The sequence below is a fragment of the Methylomagnum ishizawai genome (assembly GCF_019670005.1).
Lineage (GTDB): Bacteria > Pseudomonadota > Gammaproteobacteria > Methylococcales > Methylococcaceae > Methylomagnum > Methylomagnum ishizawai.
In genome coordinates this window covers 94,273-118,027 of record NZ_AP019784.1, presented here as the reverse complement: position 1 = coordinate 118,027, position 23,755 = coordinate 94,273, and the positions used below count along the sequence as shown (strand labels likewise).

Below are 23,755 nucleotides of genomic sequence, written 5' to 3'. Positions count from 1 at the left end.
CCATAGGTAATCACGCCATGAAAGTCAGCCAGCAATTCATCGGGGGGTTTTCCATCATCGCCTTGCTCATGGCGGGCAGCCTGGGGTTCGGCCTGGCCAGGATGAATCAGATACAGGGCCGCCTGGACCATATCACCATGAACAAGATGCCCAAGATCGAGGCCATCAACCGGATGTTGACCGCCTCCCAGGAAGAGGCCATCGCCCTGCGCAACCTGGTGATTTCGCCCGACCCGGCCTTCGACCAGGAGATGAAGCAGCGGATCGAGGGCTTCCGCGCCCAGTACGACCAGGACGAGCAATACCTACAGCGGGAAGTGGTGACCGAACGCGGCAAGGAGCTATTGACCCAGGCGATGGGCCTGCGCAAAACCTCGCGCGACCTCAACGACGACTTGTTGGCGACCGGCCTGCGCAGTTCGCCGGAACAACTCTGGCCCCAGCTCAAATCGGCGCGGGTCTCGCACCGGCAATGGCTGGACACCCTGGCCGCCTTCGACAAGTACGAGGTCGCGGAAGCCGCCAAGGCCCGCGAACAAGCCGAGGCGGCCTATGATTCGGCGATTTTCGGGGTGTCCTGGATGGGAATATTGACCATGGCCCTGGCGGTCCTGGTGGGCGCGGGCCTGACCCGCAACCTCCTGCGGGTCCTGGGCGGGGAACCGGTGCTGGCGACCGGCGTCGCCAGCCGCATCGCCGAGGGCGACCTGTCCACCGATATCGTCCTGCGCCCCGGCGACACCACCAGCCTGCTGGCCGCCATGCGCCGCATGTCCGAGACCATCCAGCGGATCATCCAGGACATGAACCGGATGTCCGCCGAGCATAACGCGGGCGAGATCGACGCCCGGTTGGAGGAGGCCCGCTTCCAGGGCGCGTACCGGACCATGGCCGAGGGGGTCAACGCCATGGTGTTCGGCCATATCGCAGTGAAGAAGAAAGCCATCGCCTGCTTCAAATCCTTCGGCGAGGGCGATATGGACGCCCGGATCGAAATCCTGCCCGGCAAGCAGCGGTTCATCAACGAAGCCATCGAGCAGGTGCGGACCAATATCAAAGCCTTGATCGAGGACGCCAACCTGCTGTCCACGGCGGCCATCGAGGGCCGGCTCGACACCAAAGTCGATCCCGCCCGCCACCAGGGCGACTACCGGCGCATCGTCGAGGGCATGAACCGCACCCTCAGGGCCGTGGCCGGGCCGGTGGAGAATATCTGCCGGAGCATGGCCAGCGTGGCCGAGGGCGACCTGACCGCCGCGGTCGAAGGCGATTACCAAGGCACGTTCAAGGAATTGCAGGACGCCATCAACGACACCCTCCACAAGCTTTCGGCGACCCTGGCCGATGTGGACAAGGTGGCGACCGCCATGGCCACGGCGTCGGAACAGGTCAGCGCCACCTCGCAATCCCTGGCGACGGCTTCTTCCGAGCAAGCCGCCAGCGTGGAGGAAACCTCGTCCTCGATGGAGCAAATGGCCTCGTCCATCAACCAGAACAAGGACAATGCCAAGATCACCGACGCCATCGCCGAAAAGACCGCCAGCGAAGCCACCCAGGGCGGCCAGGCGGTGGGCCGCACCGTCCAGGCCATGAAGGAAATCGCCGGGAAGATCGGCATCATCGACGATATCGCCTACCAGACCAACCTGCTGGCGCTCAACGCGGCCATCGAGGCGGCGCGGGCGGGCGAGCATGGCAAGGGCTTCGCGGTGGTGGCGGCGGAGGTGAGGAAGCTGGCCGAGCGTTCCCAGATCGCGGCCCAGGAAATCGGCAGGCTGGCCGAGTCCAGCGTCGAACTGGCGGAACGGGCCGGCCAATTGCTCGACCAGATCGTGCCCTCGATCCAGAAGACCGCCACCCTGGTCCAGGATATCACCGCCAGTTCCGAGGAACAGGCGCTCGGCGCCCAGCAGATCGCCCAGGCCATGAACCAGTTCAGCAAGATCACCCAGCAGAACGCCTCGGCCTCGGAGGAACTTTCCGCCACTTCCGAGGAGATGCACAGCCAGGCCATGGCGCTGCAAGCGGCCCTGCGCTTCTTCACGGTGGGGGATGGCGAAGATGGGGTGCCGCCGCCCCGCAAGGAGCCGGTCCGGCGGGCCAAGGCCCGGCCGGTCGCCCGCAGGCTGGAAGTGGACGACGCCGTGTTCCAGGGGGAATTCACCCGGTTCTAGGTGGGGCGGGCCGCGCAAGCGAAGGCGAGCAAGGCGGTCATCCACAAACTCCCCGGCCCTCCGCCGCGCCGGGCGCGGAATGCTCCGCGCCATGCCGCTCCCGCAACGCGCGCCGGAGTCCGGTCGGACGGATGCGCCCGCACGGTCGTTGACGGCGTGAATATGCCGGAAAACCCTAGGTCTTATAGGCTTTCACGGGTAGCGGATAGCGGCGCTAGCGGAAGGATGTCCCCATGGACGGAGCGGGCCGGTGGGCGGCATAATCCGGCCCGGAGCTTAAGGCTAACGTGCCGGACCCGCCGGTGGATCCATCCCGGCGACCCCATCCACATGCCATACGGCAGTCACATCGAAATGAATGGCAACCATGAGCAATAAGGTATTCCTCATTATCCTCGGCCTATTATTGAACCTGCCCGGCCCCGCCAGGGCGGAATCCGACATGCAAATCCAAGAAAAAGCGCTCAAAGCCCGCGAAATGAACCGGGCCGGCACCATGGACCATTCGGCCCACACCGGTTCCGCGCCGACGGCGGGCAAATTCCGGGGGGTGTTCTATGGCTATTTGCCCTGCCAGGAGGAAGACTGCAACGGCCTGAAAATGACGCTGTCCCTGAATCCCAAGAATAATTATCTCCTGGTCACCCAACCCGCCAAGCTACTGAACCGGGAATCCTTCGAAAAAGGGAAGTACGAATGGGACGAAGGCAAGGGCATCGTCGTGCTGACCCCCAACAAGGACGCCCCCCAGCGGCGGCTCGCCATCCAGAACGAATCCACCCTGCGCTATCTGGCCACCGACGGCGGCCCCCTGCCGGGCGACCAGGATCAATATCTCCTGCAAAGGAGCGACAAGGCGGGCAACCGGGAAATGCATATCCACTGATTTTTCCATCCCGTCCGGCGGGATTCGCGGTCCACCGGACCCATGGGCGGATGGGGCGCTACACTTCAAGGAAACCCATCCCATCCATCCGCCGGAAAACCCCCATGACCCACACTCCAGACCTCCCCCTCAACACCGTGGCATCCTGGACCCCGCGCAGTTGGTGCGCGGCCTTGATCCGCGTCACCGCGCCGGCTCCCGGTCGGCAGGACGCGCCCATGGACGGGCAACTCAGCTACTGGATCGGATTCCTCTGGCAACCCACCACGCCCCGGTTGCCCTTCGTCTGGCCCGATAAATATTTCCTGACGCGGACCCCCATGGCCTATCTCGCGGGCGAACTCGGGCCGGCCCCCGTCTACCTGCTCAAGGACGACGAATACGAGGGCGCGCCCTTGCTCTCCATCCCCTTGATCCGGGCCAACCTGCCGCCCTGGCTGCGCCGGGCCATCGAATCGCGCCGCCACCAATTGCGGCGGGCGCACCGCAACCGGATTTGGGAACTGTATGACGAACCCCCCGGCAACGCCTTCATGGCGGATGTCCGCCGCTGGGTCGCCGAGGCCCTGGAAACCCGCGCCGGCGACCTGGACTTCAGCGATCCGGCCCTGGAATAGCGCCCGCTAACCGGCGGTGAACATGGTGTAGACGCCGTAGGCCAGTCCCAGCCAGGCCAACATCTTGACGATGGGCAGGCCGAACAGGACCAGCAGGCAAATCACCACCAGGCTCAGGCCGCTCCAGGTGCTTTTTTCCCGTAGCCGGTTCCAGAGCCAGGGAAAGGCGGTGGCGGAATCGTGGGGATTCTGGGTGGTATTCTGTGGCATCTTCCCTCTCCTGGGGTTCCGGGCATAGCGCCCGGCGCGGTCCATCGCGATGGCGTTCCCCCGCCGGGGAACAGGCGGCCGGCCTTTGCGGCCGAGTGGATGGCACCGGCCCCGGACGCGGCGGCCCCGGACGGAAACCCCGGAGCCGCGCCCATCCGGACGGGCCATGATCCATAGACGGCGGACGGCCGGGATTTATCCCGGCCCCGGCCCGTCCCGCGGGAATTAGGCGGCCAGCGCGTCCAGGTATCTCTGGACGCCGGTCGGCTTCTTGATCGAAGCGGCCAGCGTGTCCAGGTATTGTTGGACGCCGGTCGGACCCTGGCGGGGAGCGGGGCGGGCCACTTGCCGCTGGGAAGACAGGTAGCGGTCCACCCCGGTCGGCGGCTGGGGCCGGTTGCGGCGGTTGAAATCGTCCCGTTCCACCTTGACCAGGTACTTCGCCACACCGGTGGCCGGGGCCGGTTCCGCCGCCAACCGCTCCAAATAGGCCTCGACCTTGGTCAGGCCGGGGGTGGCCTGGAAGGCGGGGGCGGGAGCCGGCGCTGCTTGGAGGGCCGGATTCTTCTGGGCCGGGGGGGTGGCGTTGAAAAGCCTGTGCAGTAATCCGCTCATTATGGGGGTTCCTCTCTCGGTAGTTGTGAAAAGGCGGGGGGATTGTGCGGCATCCAGATGGACACGTCCAGAATCACCGCGCGATGGACAGGCCGGACCGGGCGAAAACCCGCCGCTCCCGGCCCCGGCAGTCCCGGCAGTGGGTTTCCACCGGATCGAGACCGTGCGAATCCACGCGGATCCGCTACGGGAAGAGCGGACGGGATCGATGGTCGACCAGATCGCCCGGCGGTTGTCCCAGTCCTTCCGGGAACCGCCCTAGCGGCGGTTTGACCGGCCAGGGAACGGCCCACCCGGATACCGCGCCGCCGATAGCTCCGCCCCTGGCGATGCCCCCATTACGGATTGATGCGGGCCGACAGCGCGTGTTCGCCATAGGCCACGTGGTCGGCCAAACCATGGATTTCACAATAGCCACCGTGCGCCAGGCGGTCGGCGCGGAAGCGGTCGATGAACTCCATCACCGTATGGTCGATCAGGTAGGCGTCGGACAAGTCGAAGATCACCGTCTTGCCGTGCGGCAGGTCCGCCAACTCGCTCTTGAGGGAGAGGAAGTTGGAAAAAATCGCCGACCCCGCCACCCGGATGACACAGGTGCCGGGGGCCGGATGTTCCACCCGGTAGGAGATCGCCAGCAGGTTGCGCAGCGGCACGCCCCGCCCGATATGGAACAGCAGCTTGGCGGCGATGCCGATCACGACCCCCGCCAATAGATTGGTGGCGAGCACGCCCACGAGGGTGATGACGAACAAAGCCAATTGTTCCCGGCCCAAATCGAGGGTCCTGGCGAAACCGGCGGGCGAGGCCAGCCGGAACCCGGTGTAGACCAAGAGCGTGGCCAGGGAAGCCAGGGGAATGGTGCCGATCAGGCCGGGCAGGGCCACCACGAACAGCAGCAAAAACGCGCCGTGGAAGAAATTGGACCAGCCGGTCCGGGCACCGTGGTCGATATTGGCGGAACTGCGGACGATTTCGGCGATCATCGGCAAGCCGCCGATCCACCCCGCCAGCGTGTTCCCGACCCCCACCGCCAACAAATCCCGGTTCAGGTTGGAAGAGCGCTTTTCGGGATCGAGTTTGTCCACCGCCGCCGCGCTGAGCAGGGTTTCCAAGCTGCCCACCAGGGTGATGGCCACCACGCTTTCCCAAAAGGCGGGGGTGGAAATCTTGGAGAAATCGGGAAAATACAGGCTGGCCGAAAGGCTGGCGGGAATCGACACCAGGAAATCCGGGCCGAGGATCACATCCTTGGGCGCGATGAAATCCCCCCCCGGCACCAGGTGGTCCAAACCGGACATCCGGCCCAGGACCATACCGGAAACGACGACCAGGAGCGGGGCCGGGATTTTATTGAACGGGGAGTTCCGCAGCAGGGGCCAGCCGATCAGGATCGCCCAGGCCGCCAGCGAGACGAGGGCGGCTTGCGGCACTAAGAAAGCCAAGGCGTGGGGAAGCTGGGCGATATTGGATAACACCCCGCCCCCGGCGATCTTCACACCCACCATCACCGGAATCTGCTTGACCATGATGATGACGCCGATGGCCGCCAACATGCCGTGTACCACCGAGGCGGGAAAAACCGCCGCCCAACGTCCCGCCCTGAAATAGCCCAACAGCGCTTGCAGCACGCCGGACACCACGATGACCGCCAGGGTATGGCGGTATCCGGCCAGGGCGTCGCCTTGCCCCAGGGATTGCACCGCCGCGAGGATCACCACGATCAAGCCGGCGGCGGGGCCGGTGATGGTGACATGGGAGCCGTTGATGCGGGACACCAGCAAGCCGCCGATGATGGCGGACAGGATGCCCGCCATGGGCGGGAATCCGGAGGCCACGGCCACCCCCAGGCAGAGCGGCAAGGCGATGAGGAAGACCAGGAAACCGGCGGCGATATCCTGGCGCCAGTGGGCCTTGAGTCCATCCAGGCCCGTATGCCGGACGGAATTCCGTGCTGAAGGGTTTGTCATTGTTTCTCCAAAGGGTGTCGAGGCGTTGTGTTGATGGCGTGGGCCTCGCCCATTCCAGCACGGTAGCGGGCCGGTCGGCAATCAATTCGGTCGAAGCAGGCGACCACCCCAGGGAAACGGGGGGCCGCACCCGGCAAGCCCTGGCGGGATTTGGCAAACGATCTGGGGAAAACGGTCATCCTCGAACGGCGGCTTTCGGGAGCCGAACCATGACCGCAAAGGCCGGGGAGTGGCCGTTCGCGAATTTATGCAGGCAGGGACGCGGTCACGAGGATGCGCGGCCGCTTTGTGTCCAATCAGCGTTCGTCCTTGCAAGCCCGGGATCGGGTGGAACCCCCACCAAGGGCACGGTCCTCATCCGCGCCAATGGGGCGGCCAGGTGGCGTCGAGATAGGGCAGGGCTTCCATCCGCGTCCGCCAGTCCGCCAACCCCGGGGGAATCGCCCCCGCCAAGTCCAGGTCCGGGCGGCGGGTCCCCAGCCGGACCAGCAGGGCGGTCAAGGGATACACCGCGTAGTCGGCGAGGGTCGGCAGGTCGCCCAGGAAAAACGGCCCCCGCAGCGATTCCGCCAGCAGCGCCATCTTCTTGCCCGCGATGGCGCGGGCCTTGGCCAGCACCGCCTCGTCGGGCGGGCCGTCCTGGCGCAGCACCAGTTGCTCGAACACCTGGCGGATCGGCGGATAGAGGAAACCTTCGGCCTCCGCCGCCAGCCGCCGCCCGACGGCCCGCAATTGCGGATCGGCGGGCCAGAGCGGCGGGCCGGACTGCGGGAACGCCTCTTCCAGGTACTCCACGATGGCGGAGGATTCGTACAGCACGAAGCCGTCATGGACGATGGCGGGCACCTTGCCGTGGGGGTTGATGGCCCGGTAGGCGGGCGTTTTCAGGTCGCCCGCATCGACGCTCATCAGGCGGAGCGTGTAGGGAATGCGCTTGTGCTCCAGCGCCAGCCAGACTTTCCAGGCGAAGGGCGAACCGGACAGGTAATAGAATTCCAGGGACATGGCGGTATTCCTCGTGATCGGGTCCAGGCCAACGGGCGGAAAGGTAAACCATCCGGCGGCCGATGGGAATCTTGGCGGGGAAATTCAAGCGCGGACCGGGGCCGCCCCGTCCGGCCTGAGGCAGAGGATCAACCCCGTGCCGAGCCAGGCCAGCACCCCGGCCAAGGCGAACACCGGGAGATAATCGCCGAACTGCGCCCGCAGATAACTCGCGCCATAGGCGGCGAGGGCGGCCCCGGCCTGGTGCGCGAAGAAGATCCAGCCGAACACCACGCCGACGTTGCGCCGCCCGAAGCCATCCGCCGCCAGGGCCGAGGTCGCGGGCACGGTGGACAGCCAGTTCAGCCCGTACACCACCGAGAACGCCAGCAATTCCCCGGTGGAATCCACCCAGGGCAGGGCCAGCAAAGACGCCCCGCGCAGCAGGTAATAACCGGCCAAGGGCAAGCGCGCCCCGAAGCGGTCGCAAATCCAGCCCGAGGCGACCGTGCCGACCATATCCGCCGCGCCCATCACGCCCAGCGAGGCGGCCAGGGTCATCTCGGGGAAGCCATGTTCGACGCCATGGGCGATCAAATGGGTTTGGAACAGCCCCGAGGTGGTCAGGCCACAAATGCCGAAGCTCAGGGCCAGCAGCCAGAACAGCGGGCTACGCAAGGCCGCCCGCATCGGTCTGGGATCGGGGCGTTGGGGCGCGGTGGCGGGACCGTCGGCACCGTAGGGCCTGAGTCCTAGCGCTCCCGGATCGTCGCGCAGGAAAGCCCAGGCCAAGGGCCACACCACCGCTCCCAAGGCCACGGCCACGAACAGCGCCGCCGCCCGCCAGCCTTGCTCCAGGGTCAAGCGCATCAGGAACGGGGTGAAGACCAACTGCCCCGCCGACATGGCCGCGCCCAGTATCCCCAAGGCCAAGCCGCGCCGGGCCACGAACCAGCGGTTCGCCACCGCCGCCCCCAGGATCATCGAAGGCCCGCCCGAACCCAGCCCGACCACGCCGCCCCACAGCAGCAACATGTGCCAAGGCTCGCGCATCCACAAGGTTCCGGCGGTGCCCAGGGCGAGCAAACCCAAGGTCCACAGGGCGATGCGGCGCGGCCCGTACAGATCCATCCACCGCCCCAGGAAGGGACCGGCCAAGCCGAACAACAGCATATTGACCGACACCGCCAGGGTGATGGATTCGCGGCTCCAGCCGAACTCGCGTTCCAGCGACACCAGGACGATACCCGGCACCGAACGGGCCACCGCCGCCATCAACAGGACCACGAAGCACACCGCCAGGATGGTCCAGGCATGGTGCGGCCCCGTGTTGCCCGGCTTGCGCAGGGGCAGCGGGGGCGTTCCCCGCTTGCGTCCACGGCTACGGCGCATCTTCGATGGCATCCAGCAAGGCGGTCATGCGGGCGCAGGCTTGCAACAGGATGCCGCCCACCCCCAGCGCGAACCACACGCCGACCACGAAGCCATAATGGATGGGCGCGGCGAAGAACTCCTCGCGGAACCAGAAGGTATGGCCCCATTCGTTGAAGCCCACGCTGACCAGGATCATGAAGGGGCCGAACACCGCCAGGGTCAGCGGCAAGGACACTTCCCGCGCATACTGCGGCAGGCGGGTCCGGGCATACAGCCAAGCCGCGCCACCCAGCATGATGTACATGGGGAAGCAAAAATAAAACACCACGATGTGGTTGGCCGTGAACGGGGTGTCGCGCAGCACCACCTGGTGCCAGGAATTGTCCTGCTCGGCGAAATAGCTCCCGGCCCAGTAGACGGCGAAGGTGTAGATGCTGATCCACATGGTCAGGGCGAACCAACGGCGCAGTTCATCCTTGGGGGGCAAGGCTTCGAGGTTCCGGTCGCGGGTGAGCCAAAGATGGCCCCACAGCCCGGCGGCGGCGGCCAAGAGCGCCACGACCTCCACATAGAACAGCCGCATCCAGTAAATATCGTATTCGGGCAAGGTGGAATCCAGTCCGGTGGCGACGGCATGGGCCCCTTGATAGAGGCGCAGGCCGGTGTAAACCGTGGTCAGGAAGGCGAAAGCCCCCAGGTATTTATAGAGGTCGAGTAGATACCAGGGCAGCCGGGTTGGGGTTGCCGGGCGGGCCGGAAGGATTTCGGAGGTACTGGAGGTACTGATAGCCATGGGTTTGCCTGATGGGGTTGGGTGGGTTTGGGGAACGGCTTCAATCGAAACGCGGGATCACCGCCGCCGACACGCTGGCGACATGGCGCTGGCCGTCCTCCGCGTAGAGGAACAACAGGCCGCCCAGACGGCTATCGGCATCGCGGATCAGTCCATCGAGCTTTTCGGTTTCCCAGCCGGCGTCGCTGGCCGTGATCCGCAGTTGCCGGGTTTCGCCGGGCTGGATCGGCGCGGGTAGGTCCACGCTCAGGCCGTGCGGGGCCGTGAGGCTGTCGGCATCCACCGCGCCGACGACCTGGGGATCGAGGAAGCGCAGATTGGCGGTCGTGAATTCGCCGACCCGGACGGGCTGGGTGCCGCGGTTGTGGATTTCGGCGCTGAGGACCATTTCGCGCCGGGCGATGCGGTATTCCCCTTTGCGCAGCTTGACCTCGACCGCGCCGGTATTCACTTGCGGCGGCAAAGGCTCGATCCGATCCAGGGCCGCCTGCAAGGGAATCGCGCTGGGATAGCGGCTCTGGGCCAGGGCGTTGGCCCCCAGCACCACCACCGGCACCGCCACCAGGATGGCCTTGGCCAAATTGCGGTCCAGCGGGGTCACCAAGCCTTCTTCCCGGCCCGCTTCCACCTGCTTATAGCGCGGCAGGAACAAAGGCCGCCGCACCCACCACAACAGCCAAGCCAAACCCGCCGCCATCCAGAAGCCATGCCAGAGCACGCCGTTGGCGAGGCCGAAGCTTTCCATGTCGATGGTCTCGCCGGTCAGGGTGGTGACCCGGTTGCTGAAATCCGCCGCCGCGCCGCCGACCTCGATCCATTGCCCCGGCCCGGTCACAGGGCCGGCGTCGCGCAGGTTGAAGAACGGATGGAGGTGGTAGCGCCCCGGCATCCGGGCCTTCAGCACCACTTTGAATTCGTAATCGCCGCCCGGTTTGAGCGCCACCGAATTGATCCAGGGCTGGCCGTTCAGGCTGCGTTCGGTGCGGATGAACACCGGCCCCGGCGCGGACATGTTGAGGAACGCCGCCTCCGGCTTGGGCACCCCGACCGGCCAGTCCTCCGCCACATGGAAGCGCCCGGTCACGGTCACTTCGTCGTTGACCTTGACCTTCGGGTCCGACCAGGCCACGTCGTACCATTGGATGGTGCGGGTACGGATGAAGGGTTCCAGGGCCTTCTCGCCATGGGCGCAGGCGGTCGAAATTCCGGCCAGCAACAGCCCCGGCACGCACAAGCGTTTTGCCAATGTCTTGAGCATCGTCGATTCCTCCCTTCAGATTTTTTTCAAGAAGCGCACGGTGGCGAACCACTTGCCCAGGTACCACCAGATGACGTACATCAGCGAACACAACAGGGCCGAGCAGAACGCCGCCAAGGGCGCGGCATACTGGCCGTAGGTGCGCAGGGTGCCGCGTTCGATGATGCGCAGGTATTCGGGCATCCCGGCGCGGATGTATTGGAAGCCGAACAAATCGGCGACGGTGACCTGGGCGTGGCCATACTCCACCGGCAGATGGAACCCGGCGAAGATCGGCCAATTGCTGGGATAGAACAGCAGGGCGAAGGCCGAAGCCCCGAAGATGGCGGTGAAGGTCAGGCTGTTGCTCAGCATCAGGATGGCGTCCAACACCAGGGCGCTGGGCAGCAGGGTGGCGGGCAGCACCATGTTGACCGGGAAATAATTCCAGTAGTGGTAGGCGAAGACGCGGGTGATCCAGGTGCCGATCAGCAAACAGGCAATACACAGCGTCGCCCCCAGCGGCAGGCGGAAGCGCTCCCACATCACCGCTTGCACGGCGGCGGGGAAGGTGATCATCATCAACGGCGTGACCAGGGGCCACCATTGCCGGTCCTTCCAATCCTGCCAGAAATCCCAATCGCCCACGGTCAGGGCGACGTGCAGGTGGAAGGAACCGATGAACAGGAACAGGGCCAATACCAGGATGATGTAGTCGAAGGCGCGGCTGAGCCTGGCCTTTTCCCCGGTATAGGGCTGGGGCGGAAGATCGAGCAGATGGGCTGCCATAATGGTTTTCTCCTTGGAATCGTCCCGGTCGCGCCGGGATTCGGGATCGCCTCTTGGGTTTCGTAGCGCACGGCCCGTCCGCTTCCGGAACGGGGGGATTTGGGGCCGGACCGGGCCATGCGCTACGATGGCGAAACTTTAGGGAACCGGCCCAAGCCCGTGAAATGCTTAGTTTTCATGGCGGTATGGGGGAAATTAATAGGCCAAGCGACCATGTCCGATCTACGTCAATTCGACTTGAACCTGTTGGTGGCCTTCGATGTGCTGATGCGGGAGCTGAACGTCTCCCGCGCGGCGGAGAAAATGTTCGTCACCCAATCGACCATGAGCCACATCCTGCAACGGCTGCGGCAGCAGTTGAACGATCCGGTGTTGGTGCGCACCAACGCCGGGATGCGGCCCAGCGAGCGGGCCTTGGCCCTGGTCGAGCCGGTGCGGGCCATCCTCCGGGAAGTGGAACAGGTGATCCGCCCGCCCGCCGAGTTCGACCCGGCCAACAGCCGCCACCGCTTCGTCATCCACGCCACGGATTACATCGAGGTGTTGTTATTGCCGCCCCTGATGACGCGGCTCGGGGCCGCCGCGCCGGGGATCGATATCCACTTCAAGCGCACCGAGGCGGCGTTCCCGACCGGGAGTTTGGAGGATGGGGAGATGGACGTGGTGTTGGGCTTCGAGGCGGTGTTGAAACCGCCCGCCCAGTTCCGCTGTGAAAAGCTGTTCGACGACCGGATGGTCTGCGTGGTGCGGGAAGGGCACCCGAAAGTGGGCGACTCCCTCGGCCTGGAGGAATATCTGGCCCTGCCGCATATGCTGATCTCGCGTACCGGCGTCGCCACCGGCCTGATCGACGATTGGCTGGCGGAACATGGGCGGGAGCGGCGCATCGCCCTGGTGGTGTCGCACTTCCTGTCGGCGCCCCTGGTCCTGCCGGGGACCGACATGGTGCTGTCCTTCCCCAAGCGTATCGCCGAGCAGTTCGCCCGGCTGGCGCGTTTGAAGACCGTGCCCGTGCCGATCGACCTGCCGCCCTACAACCTGGTCATGGTCTGGCATCCCCTCAACGACAAGGAACCGGCCCATGCCTGGCTCAGGCGGCAAATCCTGGAGGTTTGCGCCGAGTTGTGCGCGGAAGAAGCGGTGTAGCCGCCCCCCGGCGCGAACACGTCGGCGATGGCTACCGGCCCGCCAGCCCCGGTGCCAAGGCATCCACCTTCAGCAGGAAATACGGCGGCTTCGAGGCGTTCTCCCCCGCGTTCAACACCGCCGATTGGTGCAGCCGGTTGACCACGGCGTAGAGCTTGCCGTCCGGGCCGAAACTCAGCGAATCCACCCAGGACAGGTTCGGGCATTGGGCCAGCCGCTTATATTTCCGGTCCGGGGTGATGACCCCGATGGCGTTCTCCGCCAATTCCCCCAGATAGATGTTGCCGTCGCGGTCGATGCTGATGCCGTCGGAAATCGGCTTGTCGGCATAGCGCTCGACCCGCTGGGCCAGGGCCGCGGGCGGCAATTGGTCGTCGGCCAGGTCGGCGGCCTTGACCCGGTACAGGCCGTGGCCGTGCATGGGGCCGAAATAAACCCATTCGTTGCGCACATCCTCGGTGATGGGATTGACGCCGATATGGGGCCGGACCCGGTTGCCCTGGGCGTCCTTCATCTCCACGGGCCGCCCGTCGATCACCAAATCGACGTTCTCCGGCAACACGGAGGGATGGCCCTGCAACACCCGCCGCGCCGCGCCGGTCTCCAAATCCACCACGATGATCCCCGCGTCCGCCCCGCCCGCCGGGTCGCTGATGAAGATGCGCTTATGCGCCAAATCCACCGCGAAATCGTTGACGAACTGGTCCTTGGGCGCGGCTTCGGACCCCAGGTAGATCACCCGTTGCAGCCGGTCCGAGACCGTATCCCAACCCACCAGCTTGGGCGTCATGCCGCCGCGCATCCCGTTGTCGAGCATCCACACCACGCCATCGGCGGCGGCGCGGAGGCCCAGCACCGAATCGAGCTTGAGCGCCGAGGGGCCGCCGCGGTCGTTCAATGCCGCGTTGGGGAAGGGCGTGGGCCCACCCCCGCCTTTGAGTTCCACCACCGAATCGGCGGGGCCATAGAAGGGATGTTGGCTGAAGATGACCCGGCCGGTTCCGGTCACGGTCACATTGCCCGGACCCTGGTCGAGCCGGGCATGGATTTCATAGTTGGAAGGCTCGGCATGGGCGGCGAGGGCCAAGGCCAGCGCGAAGGCGCTGCATAGGGACGATTCGAGGATACGCATGGAGGGACTCCCGTGGGGTGGACTGAAAGCTGTCATCGGCAGGGCCAACGGTAGCGCTCCCGGTCGCCACGGGTGAAATGGCCTTTATTCATGGCGTTATCGAAGGAATCGATAGGCATGGAGCGGTTTGGAAGATATCACCCGGCCTTCCGGTTTTCCCCGCCGCCGGGAAGGTGGCGATCCCGCCGGAGAACGCTGCCGCTGGAAAATACGGAGGGCTCTATATGGATTCCGGGGTCTTTTGCTAAGATGCCGAAATGCGCACATCCCCCATATCAATCAAGCGCTTGGCCGACGAAACGCCCTGCTATGGGACCCTCCATCAACCCCGCCGGCAAAAGGGCAGGGCTTGCCCCCGCCCGGACCGGCACCTACGGCGCTACGGATGCGAATCGCGCGGCAAGCGCTTCGACGACCCGACCCGCTCGCCCCCACAACCCCATTCCCATCGCGCGGCGCTGTCCCAACCGAAGACCCTGCTCCGCGAGTCCAGGAAGCGGACGGCCTAGGCGGCTTGGGAAAGCCGCCGCCCCGTTACCTGCGGGGCGCTGGCCACGCCATGCAGGCAAATATGAAAATGCCCTCAGCACCGTCTCCACCAACCCCACGCCGAACCCGCATGAAAAGCCCCAAAACCGCCCCCAAACGGCCCGCCGCCAAACCCGGTACCGAACCGGACGCGACACCCGCCGCCCATGACGCCCACCCGCCCGTGCTGCCGCCCACGGAGGCGGATTTCGGGAGCCGCCAGATCGACCTGTTCCGCTTCTTCCTCTGCAACGGTCCCGACGAACGGGAGCGGCTCTCCAACACCTTCGACCTGTGGGACAGCCTGCCGCGCTACGCCGTGTCGCGCCAGCAGATGACCAAGATCCGCAAGGAAAAGGGCTTCCTGGGCCTGCAACAGATCACCTTCCAATACCGCGGCCGCCCCTTCGAGGTCCGCATCCAGGCCGCCCGCATCTTCGACGAGAAGACCCGCACCGAGACCGACTACTACCCCAGCGCCAACGAGGAACTCATCGAGGACGCCCTGCGCAAGATCGCCACCGAGCAGCGCAACGCCTTCTTCGACCGGCCCAACTACCGCAGCGGCGTGGTGTTCACCCTGCACATGCTGCGCGAGGAACTCAGGAAGCGCGGCCACGCCCGCTCCTACCAGCAGATCGTCCTCAGCCTCAACATCCTGGCCCGCAGCAATATCGAGATCCGCGCCGTGGACGCCAAGGGCGGGGAAGGCTTCACGGTCAGCCCCTATTTCTCGGGGTTGTCGGCGGTGTCGCGCAGCAAGCTGTCGGAGGACCCGGAAGCCAAATGGATCGTCCAGTTCCATCCGCTCATCACCCAGGCCATGGACGCCCTCGACTACCGCCAATTCAACTACGCCCAGATGATGGCCTACACCACGCAACTGGCGCGTTGGCTGCACAAGCAGCTCTCGCTCAAGTTCACCTTCGCCAGCATGGTCACCACCTTCGAAATACGCTACGGCACCGTCAAGCGCGACAGCGCCCTGCTGGAGGGCTACCAGCAACAGCGCCAGGCGGTGGCCGCCCTGGACGCGGCCCTGGAGGAACTCAAGGCCGGGGGGGTGCTGATGGATTTCAAGAAGCAACCCATGACCGGCACCCGCGGCCGGCTGGAGGATGTGGTCTACACCCTGACGGCCTCCCGCGACTTCGTGGCCCAGACCAAGGCGGCCAACAAACGGCAGGCCTTGGCCCTGGAACCGCCCGCCGAAACTGTGGATAAGTCTGTGGATAACTTCGACGTTCCGGGCAAAAAGCGGTAGTTATAGCTGACGGATCGGGCCATTTTCCGGTAGTTATAGCTGACGGGTCGCGGTAGTTATAGGTGACGGCAGGGTTTTTGGAGGGGGGTCGCTGGTAGTTATAGCTGACGGGTCGCGCCGAAAAACGCTCGTAAGCTATTGATTTAAAAGATAAAAAAAACAAAAAATCCGCGCCTATTCTTCTTTATTCTTCTTTTATCCTTCTTCTTAACCTTCCGGCCAGGAGAAACCCCGGACTGTTGCGCAAGAACAACACGCGGGACCAGCGGGAACGTCCCCCACCAAGCGGCCAACGATACGCCAGCCCGATCCAGCCGGGTTATCCCCCATCCAAGGACGGACCGCCCAGGAAAATCGCAGGTCGGCGGCGAAGCCAGCCACAGAGTGCCTGGCTTCCAAACAGCCTATGGCCGGACCACTCGGCCAAGCCCAAACCCCCGGAATGCGCCACGCCACGCACTCCATAAACATTCCGCCGGTCATTTCGCACACTCCGCCATATCGCGGCATAAGCTACCGCCAATGCCCGCAGCATCGACCGGACCATCCTTCCAAGTCGTTGTTTAAACAAGCGGGTTCCGGCTGGCACGGGTTTTGTGATGGGTCTTGCCCATCCACCGGCCCGACCTCCACCCATGAAATCCAATTCCCACCGCCACCATGGCGGCGGTCCAAACCCAACCGCCCGTTCCGCAGAGCCACGGCGGAAACCCAAGCCCGGTCGCCCCCGCCGGACCGGAACCTTGTTGTGGACGGCTATCGCCTTGGCCGGTTCCATCCCGGCGGGGGCGACCGGGCCGGTGAACTATCCGGCCATCGACGGTCTGCTCAAGGTCCGCAGCCTCGATGTCGTGACCGAAGGCGGAGCGATCCACGCGCTGTTGGCGGGCCGGTTCTCCCAAAGACCGGCCGATACCCTGGCCTACGTGGTTTCCCACAATGGCGGCAAGAGTTGGCGGTCCCCGGTGTTCGTGACCGGCCAGGACGCGGCTCCGGTCCTCGCCCGGCGCGGCAACGACGCCCGCCTGGCGGTACGGGGGCGAAGGATGGTCGCGGTTTGGCAGGCCCAGGGTGAATTGCCCGGCACCGGCCCCTTGCATGCCGCCCTATCCATGGACGGCGGCAAGACTTGGCGATCCGGTACGAACCCAGCCAGCGGCGACAGCACGGGCAACCAAAGCTATCCCGCCCTGGCTTTGGACACAGCGGGCCGGGCGCATCTGGCTTGGCTGGACGACCGCGATGAGCAAGGCGATGCCCAAGGCCTACGCTACACGCAATCCAACGATGGCGGGCAGCATTGGCAGCCGGAAACCACCCTGGACCCGAAGGTCTGTACTTGCTGCTGGAACCGGCTACAGGTCTTACCGGACCGAGCCGTGGCGGTGCTGTACCGCGACACCGAGCCGCACGACATGCGCTTGGCCCTGCGCCCACCCGAATCCGCCCGCTGGCGGACGGACGGCGCGGCGGTGGGCGACTTCTCCTGGCATTTCACCGGCTGCCCCCATTGCGGCGGGGGCTTGGCGGCGACCCGGACCCATCAGGGAACCACGCTGCACGGTTTGGTTTGGACGGGGCGGGAAGCCGCGCCCGGCCTGTATTACCTGAATTCGACCAACGCCGGGAAAACCTGGTCCGCGCCCTTGCGGGTGGGCGACGGCGACAGCCACGGTGGCGATATCGCGGCGCTCACGGCCAGCAAACTGGCACTGGCCTTCATCAAGCGCACCGACCGGGGCAGCCCGGTCTACGCCATGCGCTCCCGCGACGGGGGCCGCCATTGGTCCGAACCCCTGGTCCTGACCCCGCCCGGCACCGAGGCCGACCATCCCAGGGTGGTCGCGACCGAATCCGGCTTCCGGGTGTTCTGGACCGAAGCCCGGCCCGGCGGCGGCAAAACCTGGGCGCTGGCCGATTTCCCAACCTGACGGACGCGACGATGCTCAAACGAATCCTTCTGGTGCTGGCACTCCTGGGCCTGTTCCCCACCGCCCACGCCCACGCCATCCTGGTGAAAGCCCAACCCGAAAAAGAGGCGGTCCTCGCCCTGCCACCGGCGGAAGTGCTGTTGACCTTCAACGACGCCGTGGGCGAGGAATTCCTGGCCCTCGCGGTCATCGACGCGGCCGGCAAGCGGGTGGACAAGCACGACGCCCGGTTGGACTTCACCGACCATTCCCATCTCCGCGCCTCGGTGGAACCGCTTCCGCCCGGCCAATACGTCGTGAGATACCGGGTGCTTTCCGCCGACGGCCATGTGGTCAGCGGCAAGTACTCCTTCCAAATCAAAACCCCCTGAGGAGGTAGCGCAGATGTCCGATAAAACCCGCTTGGCCGGCTTTCCGGCCCTCTTGGCCGCGCTGGCGTTGCACACCCCGGCGGAAGCCGCCACCACGCCCCGCGACCCGTTCAACGGCCGCCAGTCCTATTCCGGCTCCAACATGGATTGCCTGGTCGCCAACGATTTCTACGCCGTGCATTTCTCGGCCCTGCAAGAAGGGCGCAACAAGGGCGAAAGCACCGATTTCGCCAAGTACTGCCAGGAAGTGCCGAACCTCGGCAAGGTCTACCTCAGCATCGACCTGCTGGACCGCGACACCCGGTCCACGCCCATCGCGCTCAGCGTGGTGGAGGAGGACGTGGACCCGAACGGCGGCCGTCCCCCCGAAACCAAAAGCACCCTGGCCGAGGCCCCGGCCAAAATCTACCGGAGCGGCACCGCCGACACCCACATCGAAATCACCCATCCCGGCCACTACGCCCTGATCGCCACCATCGGCGACGGTCCCATCACCGAGGACGACCGTTTGCGCATCCCGTTCAGCGTGGGCCTGCCGCCGCCCACCGACTACAACAAATTCGCGGGCCGCTTCACCGGGGCGGTGGTCATCCTGTTTTTCGGGGTGATGGGCATCATCGGCTTCCGCACCTGGCAGAAATATTGGCCGAAATCGCGCCCGGCGGCGGTCCCGCCCGAAGGCGGGACGACCCAGGCCAAGACCGGCTGAATTTCAATACGGGGCAGGCCGGAAACCAGCCCTTGAATGGAGAACCCGTCCATCCAATCGGTGGGCGGGTTTTTTTGCGTCTTCCACAGCCCGTCGACGATTCCAGGAAATAACTATCCGCTGGTTCGCCACGCTGTTGAATATCCCGGAATACGCCCTATCACGAATACCATTGCGGTATATCGCACAATAACCCCAGTAGCATTCTGATTTAATCCGTCAAATCCCGCGTTATTCCTGCTATATCCATACATGGCATGGAAACTGCAAAATATGGACGGACAGCCTCTCTGTTTGGCCTGCTGGCCTCATGGCGTGTGCCGGTCCAAGGTATCGGCGAATATCCATCCACCTGGATCGACCCGCGCCATGGATTTTCCGATCCATGGCACCAACCGTGGTATCGAAGCCACCCCGGCGGATTTCAGTACCGTGACGCCCAGCGAAAGGAAAAAAGAGAACGCGGTCGCCCAATGAGCGGGAATACCGGATTTACCAGGGTTCCCCATCCACCATAGTCATGAAAATATCAAACGAGGATACGCCCCATGAGAGGCATTATTGTTCAGGCCGCTTCGGTGTTGTTGCTGGGTTCCATCGCGAGCGTGGGTTTCGCGGGCGGGCGTTACGCGAATCCGCCGGTAGGCTTGGTCGAAGTCCAGCAAAGCTGCACCAAGGCGCTGGAAGCCGCGCAGAAAGGCGACACCGCCGCCGCCTTGGAATCCGCCAAGACCGCCCGCAAGACCGCCGTCGCTTCCTACAAGGAAATCAGCACCATGCCGATGGAAGTCGGCTCTTCGACCACCAAGAAGGCCATTGCCGCCCTGGAGGCCAACAACACCGCTGAAGCCGTCACCGAGTTGCAGCACTGTAAGGAAAAGCTGGATTCCGAAGTGGAGTACTACAAGAAAGAAGGCAAACTTTGAGGTTCCGCGTCGGCGCGGGAGGGTTGAAGCCGTCCACCCGATAACGCCTAGTTGGAGCGGAACCGTCCCGCCCGCCAAGTTTTCAAGGCTTGGCGGGCGGGGCTTTTTTATCGGGACGGACCCCGTAAACAAACCCGGTCGACACGAAGCTAGGTTAAGGTTTATACAGGCTTTACTGGAAAGTTAATTACTTGCCAGAAATTTGGGTGGGAAACCCACGATTGCCTTTTTCAGAAATGGAAGTACAATACCCAAACGTCACCCCATGGCGTCTATCAAAATAAATTCTTATCAAAATGAATTCGGAGGTACGCACGATGAAGAAAATTTTGGTTGCCCTTTTTGTAGCCGCCCTGTCCTTGACCGCTGTAGGCTGTGGAAATTCTCCCGACGGCGATAGCGGACGCCTCCCCGCTAAAAGCCAGTAAGTCGGCGTCCAAAAAAGCGGCTTTTGTCAAGGGTTGAACCCCGCTTGGAAAAGCATATATAACTCGCAAGCAACCTTTTAGGGCGGGTCGTCCGATAACACCCGCCTATTTTTTGCGCTACGGGACTGGCACGGACCGCGAGCCTATCCGATAGGCAGCCCGTAAACGGGTGGAAACCCTAGCCAAAACCCACCGATTCCGACCGGTTTCCCTCCATTGCCCTTGGCCCAAGCTTTGCATCCAGTTACCCGCTCCCAGCGCCACTCCCGTCGTTCCGCCATGATGGCTTTCTTCCAACTGCGCCCCCTCCTTGGATTTTGCCTGTCGCTCGCCCCATATCCCGCCGCCGCCGATTGGGCCGGATTTTCCCGTTATGGCGCGGTGGCCGAAATCAACATCGAAGCCGACCGCATCCACCTGGACCTGCGGGTCTTGGACAGCGCCCTGCCCCGCCTGGCCCAGCTCGCGGCTTCCCAGGAAACCGTGCCATCCTGGGAGCGGGTCGCCCCGGCCCTGCTGACGCTCAAGGACCCTTCAGGCCACACCCTGGCGGCACAGCCCACCGGCACGCCCACCGCCCACCCGGCGGAGAACGGCATCCCCGCCTTCCACGAAATGGGCTTGGACTACCCGCTGCCCCCGGCCACGCGGGCGCTGGGCCTCGCGCCCATCGCGGGAGCGGCGGACCACGACCTGGGCATCATCGCCCTGCACCGCGGCGTGCCGGTCAACGATCTGGCTCCCTTGGCCCAAACCGAGACCTTGCGGCTGGACCCGGTCGATCCCTGGCGCTCCCGCTTCGACAACACCGGGTTCGCCCGCTGCCACGCCGAGCCGCGTTCCTATCTCTACGTCGAGCCTTACGAGGTCCGCCACGAACTGCTATTGCGGTTGGCCGATTTGGCCGGTCCCTTGGGACTCGGACCCGGCGCGGCCGCACCGGCCGCCGCCCTGCCCGGCTTGAAACAAAAGATCGGCGCGTTGCTCACCGCGCATAACCCATTACGGATCGACGGCGCGGTAATCGCCCCGCAAATCGACCGGGTGGAATTCGTACACTACACCCGCCAGGGCGTGCAGCCGGTGGCGGAAGGCACCGGCCTCGACCCCGCCACCGCCCTGGTCGGCGCGATGCTGTCCTACCTCACCGAGCGCCCGGCGCAGCAAATCGCCCTGGATTGGGATTTGTTCGGTCCGGGGTTGCAACGCCGCCCGGTCAGCGCCATCCAGGGCCGCGAAAGCTTCGACGGCGAACTGACCCCAGGGCAACCGCGGTTTGAATGGTCCCGCGCCGACGCCCTGGAACCCACCCCGTCCACCGACACCGAACCCGCCCCGGCGGGACGGGCCGACCAAGCCCCCGCGGCGGAAACCCTCGCGGCCTTGCTGCACAACGCCTACCGCGCCTTCGCCCTGCGCGGCGAGGAAGCCGCCTACGACCGTCTCGCCAAGAGCCTGGACGGCGAATTGCTGGCGGATATCTACCTGCAACAACGCCGCGCCCTGCTGCGGCAGACCGATGGCCTGGGCGGCGAGGGCCGGGTGGACCGTATCGAACTCTTGCAAAGCGACATCCAGGCCGCGCCCGGCGGTGGCTACGTGGTCGACGCCCGCTGGATAGCCCATGGCACGGTTTCGCACTGGGGCCACGGCCACGAGCGCCACAACCTCTACGCGGCCCGGTTGAGCCTGAGTCCCGGCGCGGACGGCGGCTGGAAGATCACCGCCATGGATTTCCAGGGCGGGCAACGCTTGGACGCGGGGGCGGGTTCATGATCGAAGCCTTGGATTTGCGTTTCGGCTATCCCGGCTTCGCGCTGCGTATCCCGGAATTCCGGGTCGGATCGGGCGAGAAGCTCGCCATCATCGGTCCCAGCGGCGCGGGCAAGACCACCCTGCTCAAGCTGATCGCCGGCATCGTGCGGGCCGAATCCGGCCGGCTCCGGGTCGATGGCGCGGATTTGCGGGCGCTGGGCGAAGGGGCGCGGCGCGATTTCCGGGCGCGGCGGGTCGGTTTCGTGTTCCAGGAATTGGAATTGCTGGATTACCTCGACCTGTTCGACAACATCGTCCACGCCTACCGGGTCAATCCCTCGCTCAGGCTGGACCGGACGGTGCGTGGACGCGCCCGCGCCCTGGCGGAGGAGGTCGGCCTGGGCGCGAAGCTCGGACGGATGCCGCACGAACTCTCGCAGGGCGAGCGCCAACGCGCCGCCGTGTGCCGGGCCTTGCTGCCGGAGCCGGGCCTGATCCTGGCCGACGAGGCCACCGGCAACCTCGACCCGGCCAACAAGGTCCGCATCCTCGACCTGTTGTTCCGCGCCGCCGACCGCCGCGGCGCGAGCCTCCTGGCCGTGACCCACGACCACGAATTATTGCCGCGCTTCGACCGCGTGGTCGATTTCACCCGGTTGACGGCGGGGGGCGGATGAGGCGTGGCGGGTCCGCGCCGCCAGCCCACCCCCGCGGTTCCACCCCGTTCCATCCACCTGCCGCCACCCTATGCACGATGTCTATCTCGCCTGGCGCTACCTGCGCCACCACAAGGTCCGCAGCCTGATCCTGACCGCCTGCCTCAGCCTGCTGATGGGCTTGCCGCTGGGCCTGCACCGGCTGCTGGACGAGGGCGAAAAGCGCATGACCGCCCGCGCCGAATCCACGCCGCTCCTGGTCGGGGCCCAGGGCAGCGCGGTGGACCTGACCTTGAACGCGCTGTATTTCACCGCCGCCGCCACGCCCATCGCCATGCGCGAAGTGGAACGGATCGCCGCCACCGGCTGGGCCGATCCCTTGCCGGTCTACGCCCGCTTCAAGGTGCGCGGCCAACCCCTGGTCGGCGTGGAACTGGATTATTTCGATTACCGGGGCCTGGTCCCGGAACGCGGCGCGATGCTGGCGCTGCTGGGCGATTGCGTGCTGGGCGCGGACGCGGCGGCGGCGCTGAAGCTCGGTCCCGGCGACACCCTGCTGACCACGCCCGACAACCTGTTCGACCTGGCCGGCATCTATCCCTTGAAACTGCATGTGGTGGGCGTGCTGGGCAAGAGCCACGGCCCCGACGACCAGGCCGTGTTCGTGGATTTGCAGACCGCCTGGGTGATCGAGGGGCTGGGCCATGGCCACGCCGGGCAGCCACCCAGCCCGGCGGGCGCGGGACCGTTCGCGGAGGCCGAGGCCCGCGCCCAGGCCAAGCTGGTCACCTATACCGAAATCACCCCGGACAACCTGGATTCCTTCCATTTCCATGGCGACCCGGCGGACTATCCCGTCAGCGCGGTCATCGCCGTGGCCCACGACGCCCGCTCGGCCACCCTGCTGCGCGGGCGCTACCTCGCCCCGGACGACACCGCGCAGATCGTCCAGCCGCCCAAGATCACCCAGGGCTTGTTGCAGAACATCTTCCGGGTGGGTGCCCTGTTCGACGCGGTGTCGCTGCTGGTGGGCGCGGCGACGCTGTTGGCCCTGGGACTAGTGTTCGCCCTGTCGCTGCGCCTCCGCCGGGGCGAACTGCATACCATCTTCCTGCTCGGCTGCGGACGGCTGACGGTGCTGCGCCTGCTCGCCGCCGAGATCGTCCTGCTCCTGCTCGCCAGCGGCTCGGTCTGCCTGCTCGGGTTGGAAGTCCTCCACCGTCATGCCGGCGATTTGATGCGCCGGTTCTTCATTTCCTGAAA

At 65.3% G+C, this 23,755-nt stretch carries 21 protein-coding genes; 12 read left to right on the top strand and 9 right to left on the bottom strand.

Features of this window, described 5'->3' with window-relative positions:
• Positions 1 to 17 precede the first annotated feature (17 nt).
• The 3 genes from K5658_RS21240 to K5658_RS21230 all read left to right on the top strand — a co-directional run bounded on the left by K5658_RS21240 (position 18) and on the right by K5658_RS21230 (position 3,677).
• Positions 18 to 2,174: a methyl-accepting chemotaxis protein gene (locus K5658_RS21240; RefSeq protein WP_246628689.1), complete on the top strand. Its 2,157-nt coding sequence runs from the start codon at positions 18 to 20 to the stop codon at positions 2,172 to 2,174.
• A 367-nt stretch (positions 2,175 to 2,541) separates the two neighbouring features.
• Positions 2,542 to 3,060 carry a copper resistance protein NlpE gene (locus K5658_RS21235; protein WP_246628688.1) on the top strand — a complete coding sequence of 173 codons (519 nt, stop codon included), beginning with the start codon at positions 2,542 to 2,544 and terminating at the stop codon, positions 3,058 to 3,060.
• Positions 3,061 to 3,164: 104 nt separating this feature from the next.
• Positions 3,165 to 3,677: a hypothetical protein gene (locus tag K5658_RS21230; protein WP_221067223.1), complete on the top strand. Its 513-nt coding sequence runs from the start codon at positions 3,165 to 3,167 to the stop codon at positions 3,675 to 3,677.
• A 6-nt stretch (positions 3,678 to 3,683) separates the two neighbouring features.
• Here the strand turns inward: K5658_RS21230 and K5658_RS21225 are convergent, their stop codons facing one another.
• The 8 genes from K5658_RS21225 to amoA all read right to left on the bottom strand — a co-directional run bounded on the left by K5658_RS21225 (position 3,684) and on the right by amoA (position 11,646).
• Positions 3,684 to 3,887: a hypothetical protein gene (locus K5658_RS21225; protein ID WP_221067222.1), complete on the bottom strand. Its 204-nt coding sequence runs from the start codon at positions 3,885 to 3,887 to the stop codon at positions 3,684 to 3,686.
• Positions 3,888 to 4,112: 225 nt separating this feature from the next.
• The gene (locus K5658_RS21220; protein WP_221067221.1) at positions 4,113 to 4,502 is read right to left on the bottom strand and encodes a hypothetical protein; all 390 of its coding nucleotides are present in this window, start codon (positions 4,500 to 4,502) and stop codon (positions 4,113 to 4,115) included.
• A gap of 338 nt (positions 4,503 to 4,840) precedes the next feature.
• Positions 4,841 to 6,469: a SulP family inorganic anion transporter gene (locus K5658_RS21215; protein WP_221067220.1), complete on the bottom strand. Its 1,629-nt coding sequence runs from the start codon at positions 6,467 to 6,469 to the stop codon at positions 4,841 to 4,843.
• A gap of 354 nt (positions 6,470 to 6,823) precedes the next feature.
• Positions 6,824 to 7,474, bottom strand: coding sequence for a glutathione S-transferase family protein (locus K5658_RS21210; RefSeq protein ID WP_221067219.1), 651 nt, complete (start codon positions 7,472 to 7,474; stop codon positions 6,824 to 6,826).
• Positions 7,475 to 7,558: 84 nt separating this feature from the next.
• Entirely contained in the window at positions 7,559 to 8,845 is a 1,287-nt protein-coding gene (locus tag K5658_RS21205; protein WP_221067218.1) for an MFS transporter, read from the bottom strand.
• On the bottom strand, positions 8,835 to 9,620 hold the full coding sequence (gene amoC, locus K5658_RS21200; RefSeq protein ID WP_221067217.1) for a bacterial ammonia monooxygenase, subunit AmoC: 786 nt from the start codon (positions 9,618 to 9,620) through the stop codon (positions 8,835 to 8,837). The genes K5658_RS21205 and amoC overlap by 11 nt, the downstream gene beginning before the upstream one ends.
• Before the next feature lie 40 nt (positions 9,621 to 9,660).
• Positions 9,661 to 10,878, bottom strand: a complete 1,218-nt coding sequence (gene amoB, locus K5658_RS21195) for a bacterial ammonia monooxygenase, subunit AmoB (RefSeq protein WP_221067216.1) — start codon at positions 10,876 to 10,878, stop codon at positions 9,661 to 9,663.
• Positions 10,879 to 10,893: 15 nt separating this feature from the next.
• Positions 10,894 to 11,646 (bottom strand): bacterial ammonia monooxygenase, subunit AmoA, encoded by a 753-nt coding sequence (gene amoA / locus K5658_RS21190; protein ID WP_221067215.1) that lies wholly within the window; start codon positions 11,644 to 11,646, stop codon positions 10,894 to 10,896.
• Between the two features lie 213 nt (positions 11,647 to 11,859).
• On the opposite strand from amoA, the gene K5658_RS21185 reads away from it, so the two are divergent.
• A complete protein-coding gene (locus K5658_RS21185) occupies positions 11,860 to 12,792 on the top strand; it encodes a LysR family transcriptional regulator (protein WP_221067214.1) in 933 nt (310 codons plus the stop codon).
• A 31-nt stretch (positions 12,793 to 12,823) separates the two neighbouring features.
• Here K5658_RS21185 and K5658_RS21180 read toward each other — a convergent pair whose 3' ends face one another.
• Positions 12,824 to 13,924: an L-dopachrome tautomerase-related protein gene (locus K5658_RS21180; protein ID WP_221067213.1), complete on the bottom strand. Its 1,101-nt coding sequence runs from the start codon at positions 13,922 to 13,924 to the stop codon at positions 12,824 to 12,826.
• Positions 13,925 to 14,543: 619 nt separating this feature from the next.
• Here K5658_RS21180 and K5658_RS21175 point away from each other — a divergent pair.
• From K5658_RS21175 to K5658_RS21140, 8 genes are all read left to right on the top strand, one after another.
• The gene (locus tag K5658_RS21175) at positions 14,544 to 15,716 is read left to right on the top strand and encodes a replication protein (protein WP_221067212.1); all 1,173 of its coding nucleotides are present in this window, start codon (positions 14,544 to 14,546) and stop codon (positions 15,714 to 15,716) included.
• Positions 15,717 to 16,459: 743 nt separating this feature from the next.
• Complete coding sequence (locus K5658_RS21170) at positions 16,460 to 17,647, top strand: sialidase family protein (RefSeq protein WP_246628687.1); 1,188 nt, start codon at positions 16,460 to 16,462, stop codon at positions 17,645 to 17,647.
• A gap of 11 nt (positions 17,648 to 17,658) precedes the next feature.
• Positions 17,659 to 18,018 carry a copper resistance CopC family protein gene (locus tag K5658_RS21165; RefSeq protein WP_221067210.1) on the top strand — a complete coding sequence of 120 codons (360 nt, stop codon included), beginning with the start codon at positions 17,659 to 17,661 and terminating at the stop codon, positions 18,016 to 18,018.
• Between the two features lie 13 nt (positions 18,019 to 18,031).
• Positions 18,032 to 18,727: a hypothetical protein gene (locus K5658_RS21160; RefSeq protein WP_221067209.1), complete on the top strand. Its 696-nt coding sequence runs from the start codon at positions 18,032 to 18,034 to the stop codon at positions 18,725 to 18,727.
• Positions 18,728 to 19,275: 548 nt separating this feature from the next.
• Entirely contained in the window at positions 19,276 to 19,653 is a 378-nt protein-coding gene (locus K5658_RS21155; RefSeq protein ID WP_221067208.1) for a hypothetical protein, read from the top strand.
• A gap of 707 nt (positions 19,654 to 20,360) precedes the next feature.
• Positions 20,361 to 21,857, top strand: a complete 1,497-nt coding sequence (locus K5658_RS21150) for a hypothetical protein (protein ID WP_221067207.1) — start codon at positions 20,361 to 20,363, stop codon at positions 21,855 to 21,857.
• The gene (locus tag K5658_RS21145) at positions 21,854 to 22,513 is read left to right on the top strand and encodes an ABC transporter ATP-binding protein (RefSeq protein ID WP_221067206.1); all 660 of its coding nucleotides are present in this window, start codon (positions 21,854 to 21,856) and stop codon (positions 22,511 to 22,513) included. The genes K5658_RS21150 and K5658_RS21145 overlap by 4 nt, the downstream gene beginning before the upstream one ends.
• A gap of 70 nt (positions 22,514 to 22,583) precedes the next feature.
• The gene (locus tag K5658_RS21140) at positions 22,584 to 23,753 is read left to right on the top strand and encodes an ABC transporter permease (RefSeq protein WP_221067205.1); all 1,170 of its coding nucleotides are present in this window, start codon (positions 22,584 to 22,586) and stop codon (positions 23,751 to 23,753) included.
• The last annotated feature ends 2 nt before the right edge of the window (positions 23,754 to 23,755 follow it).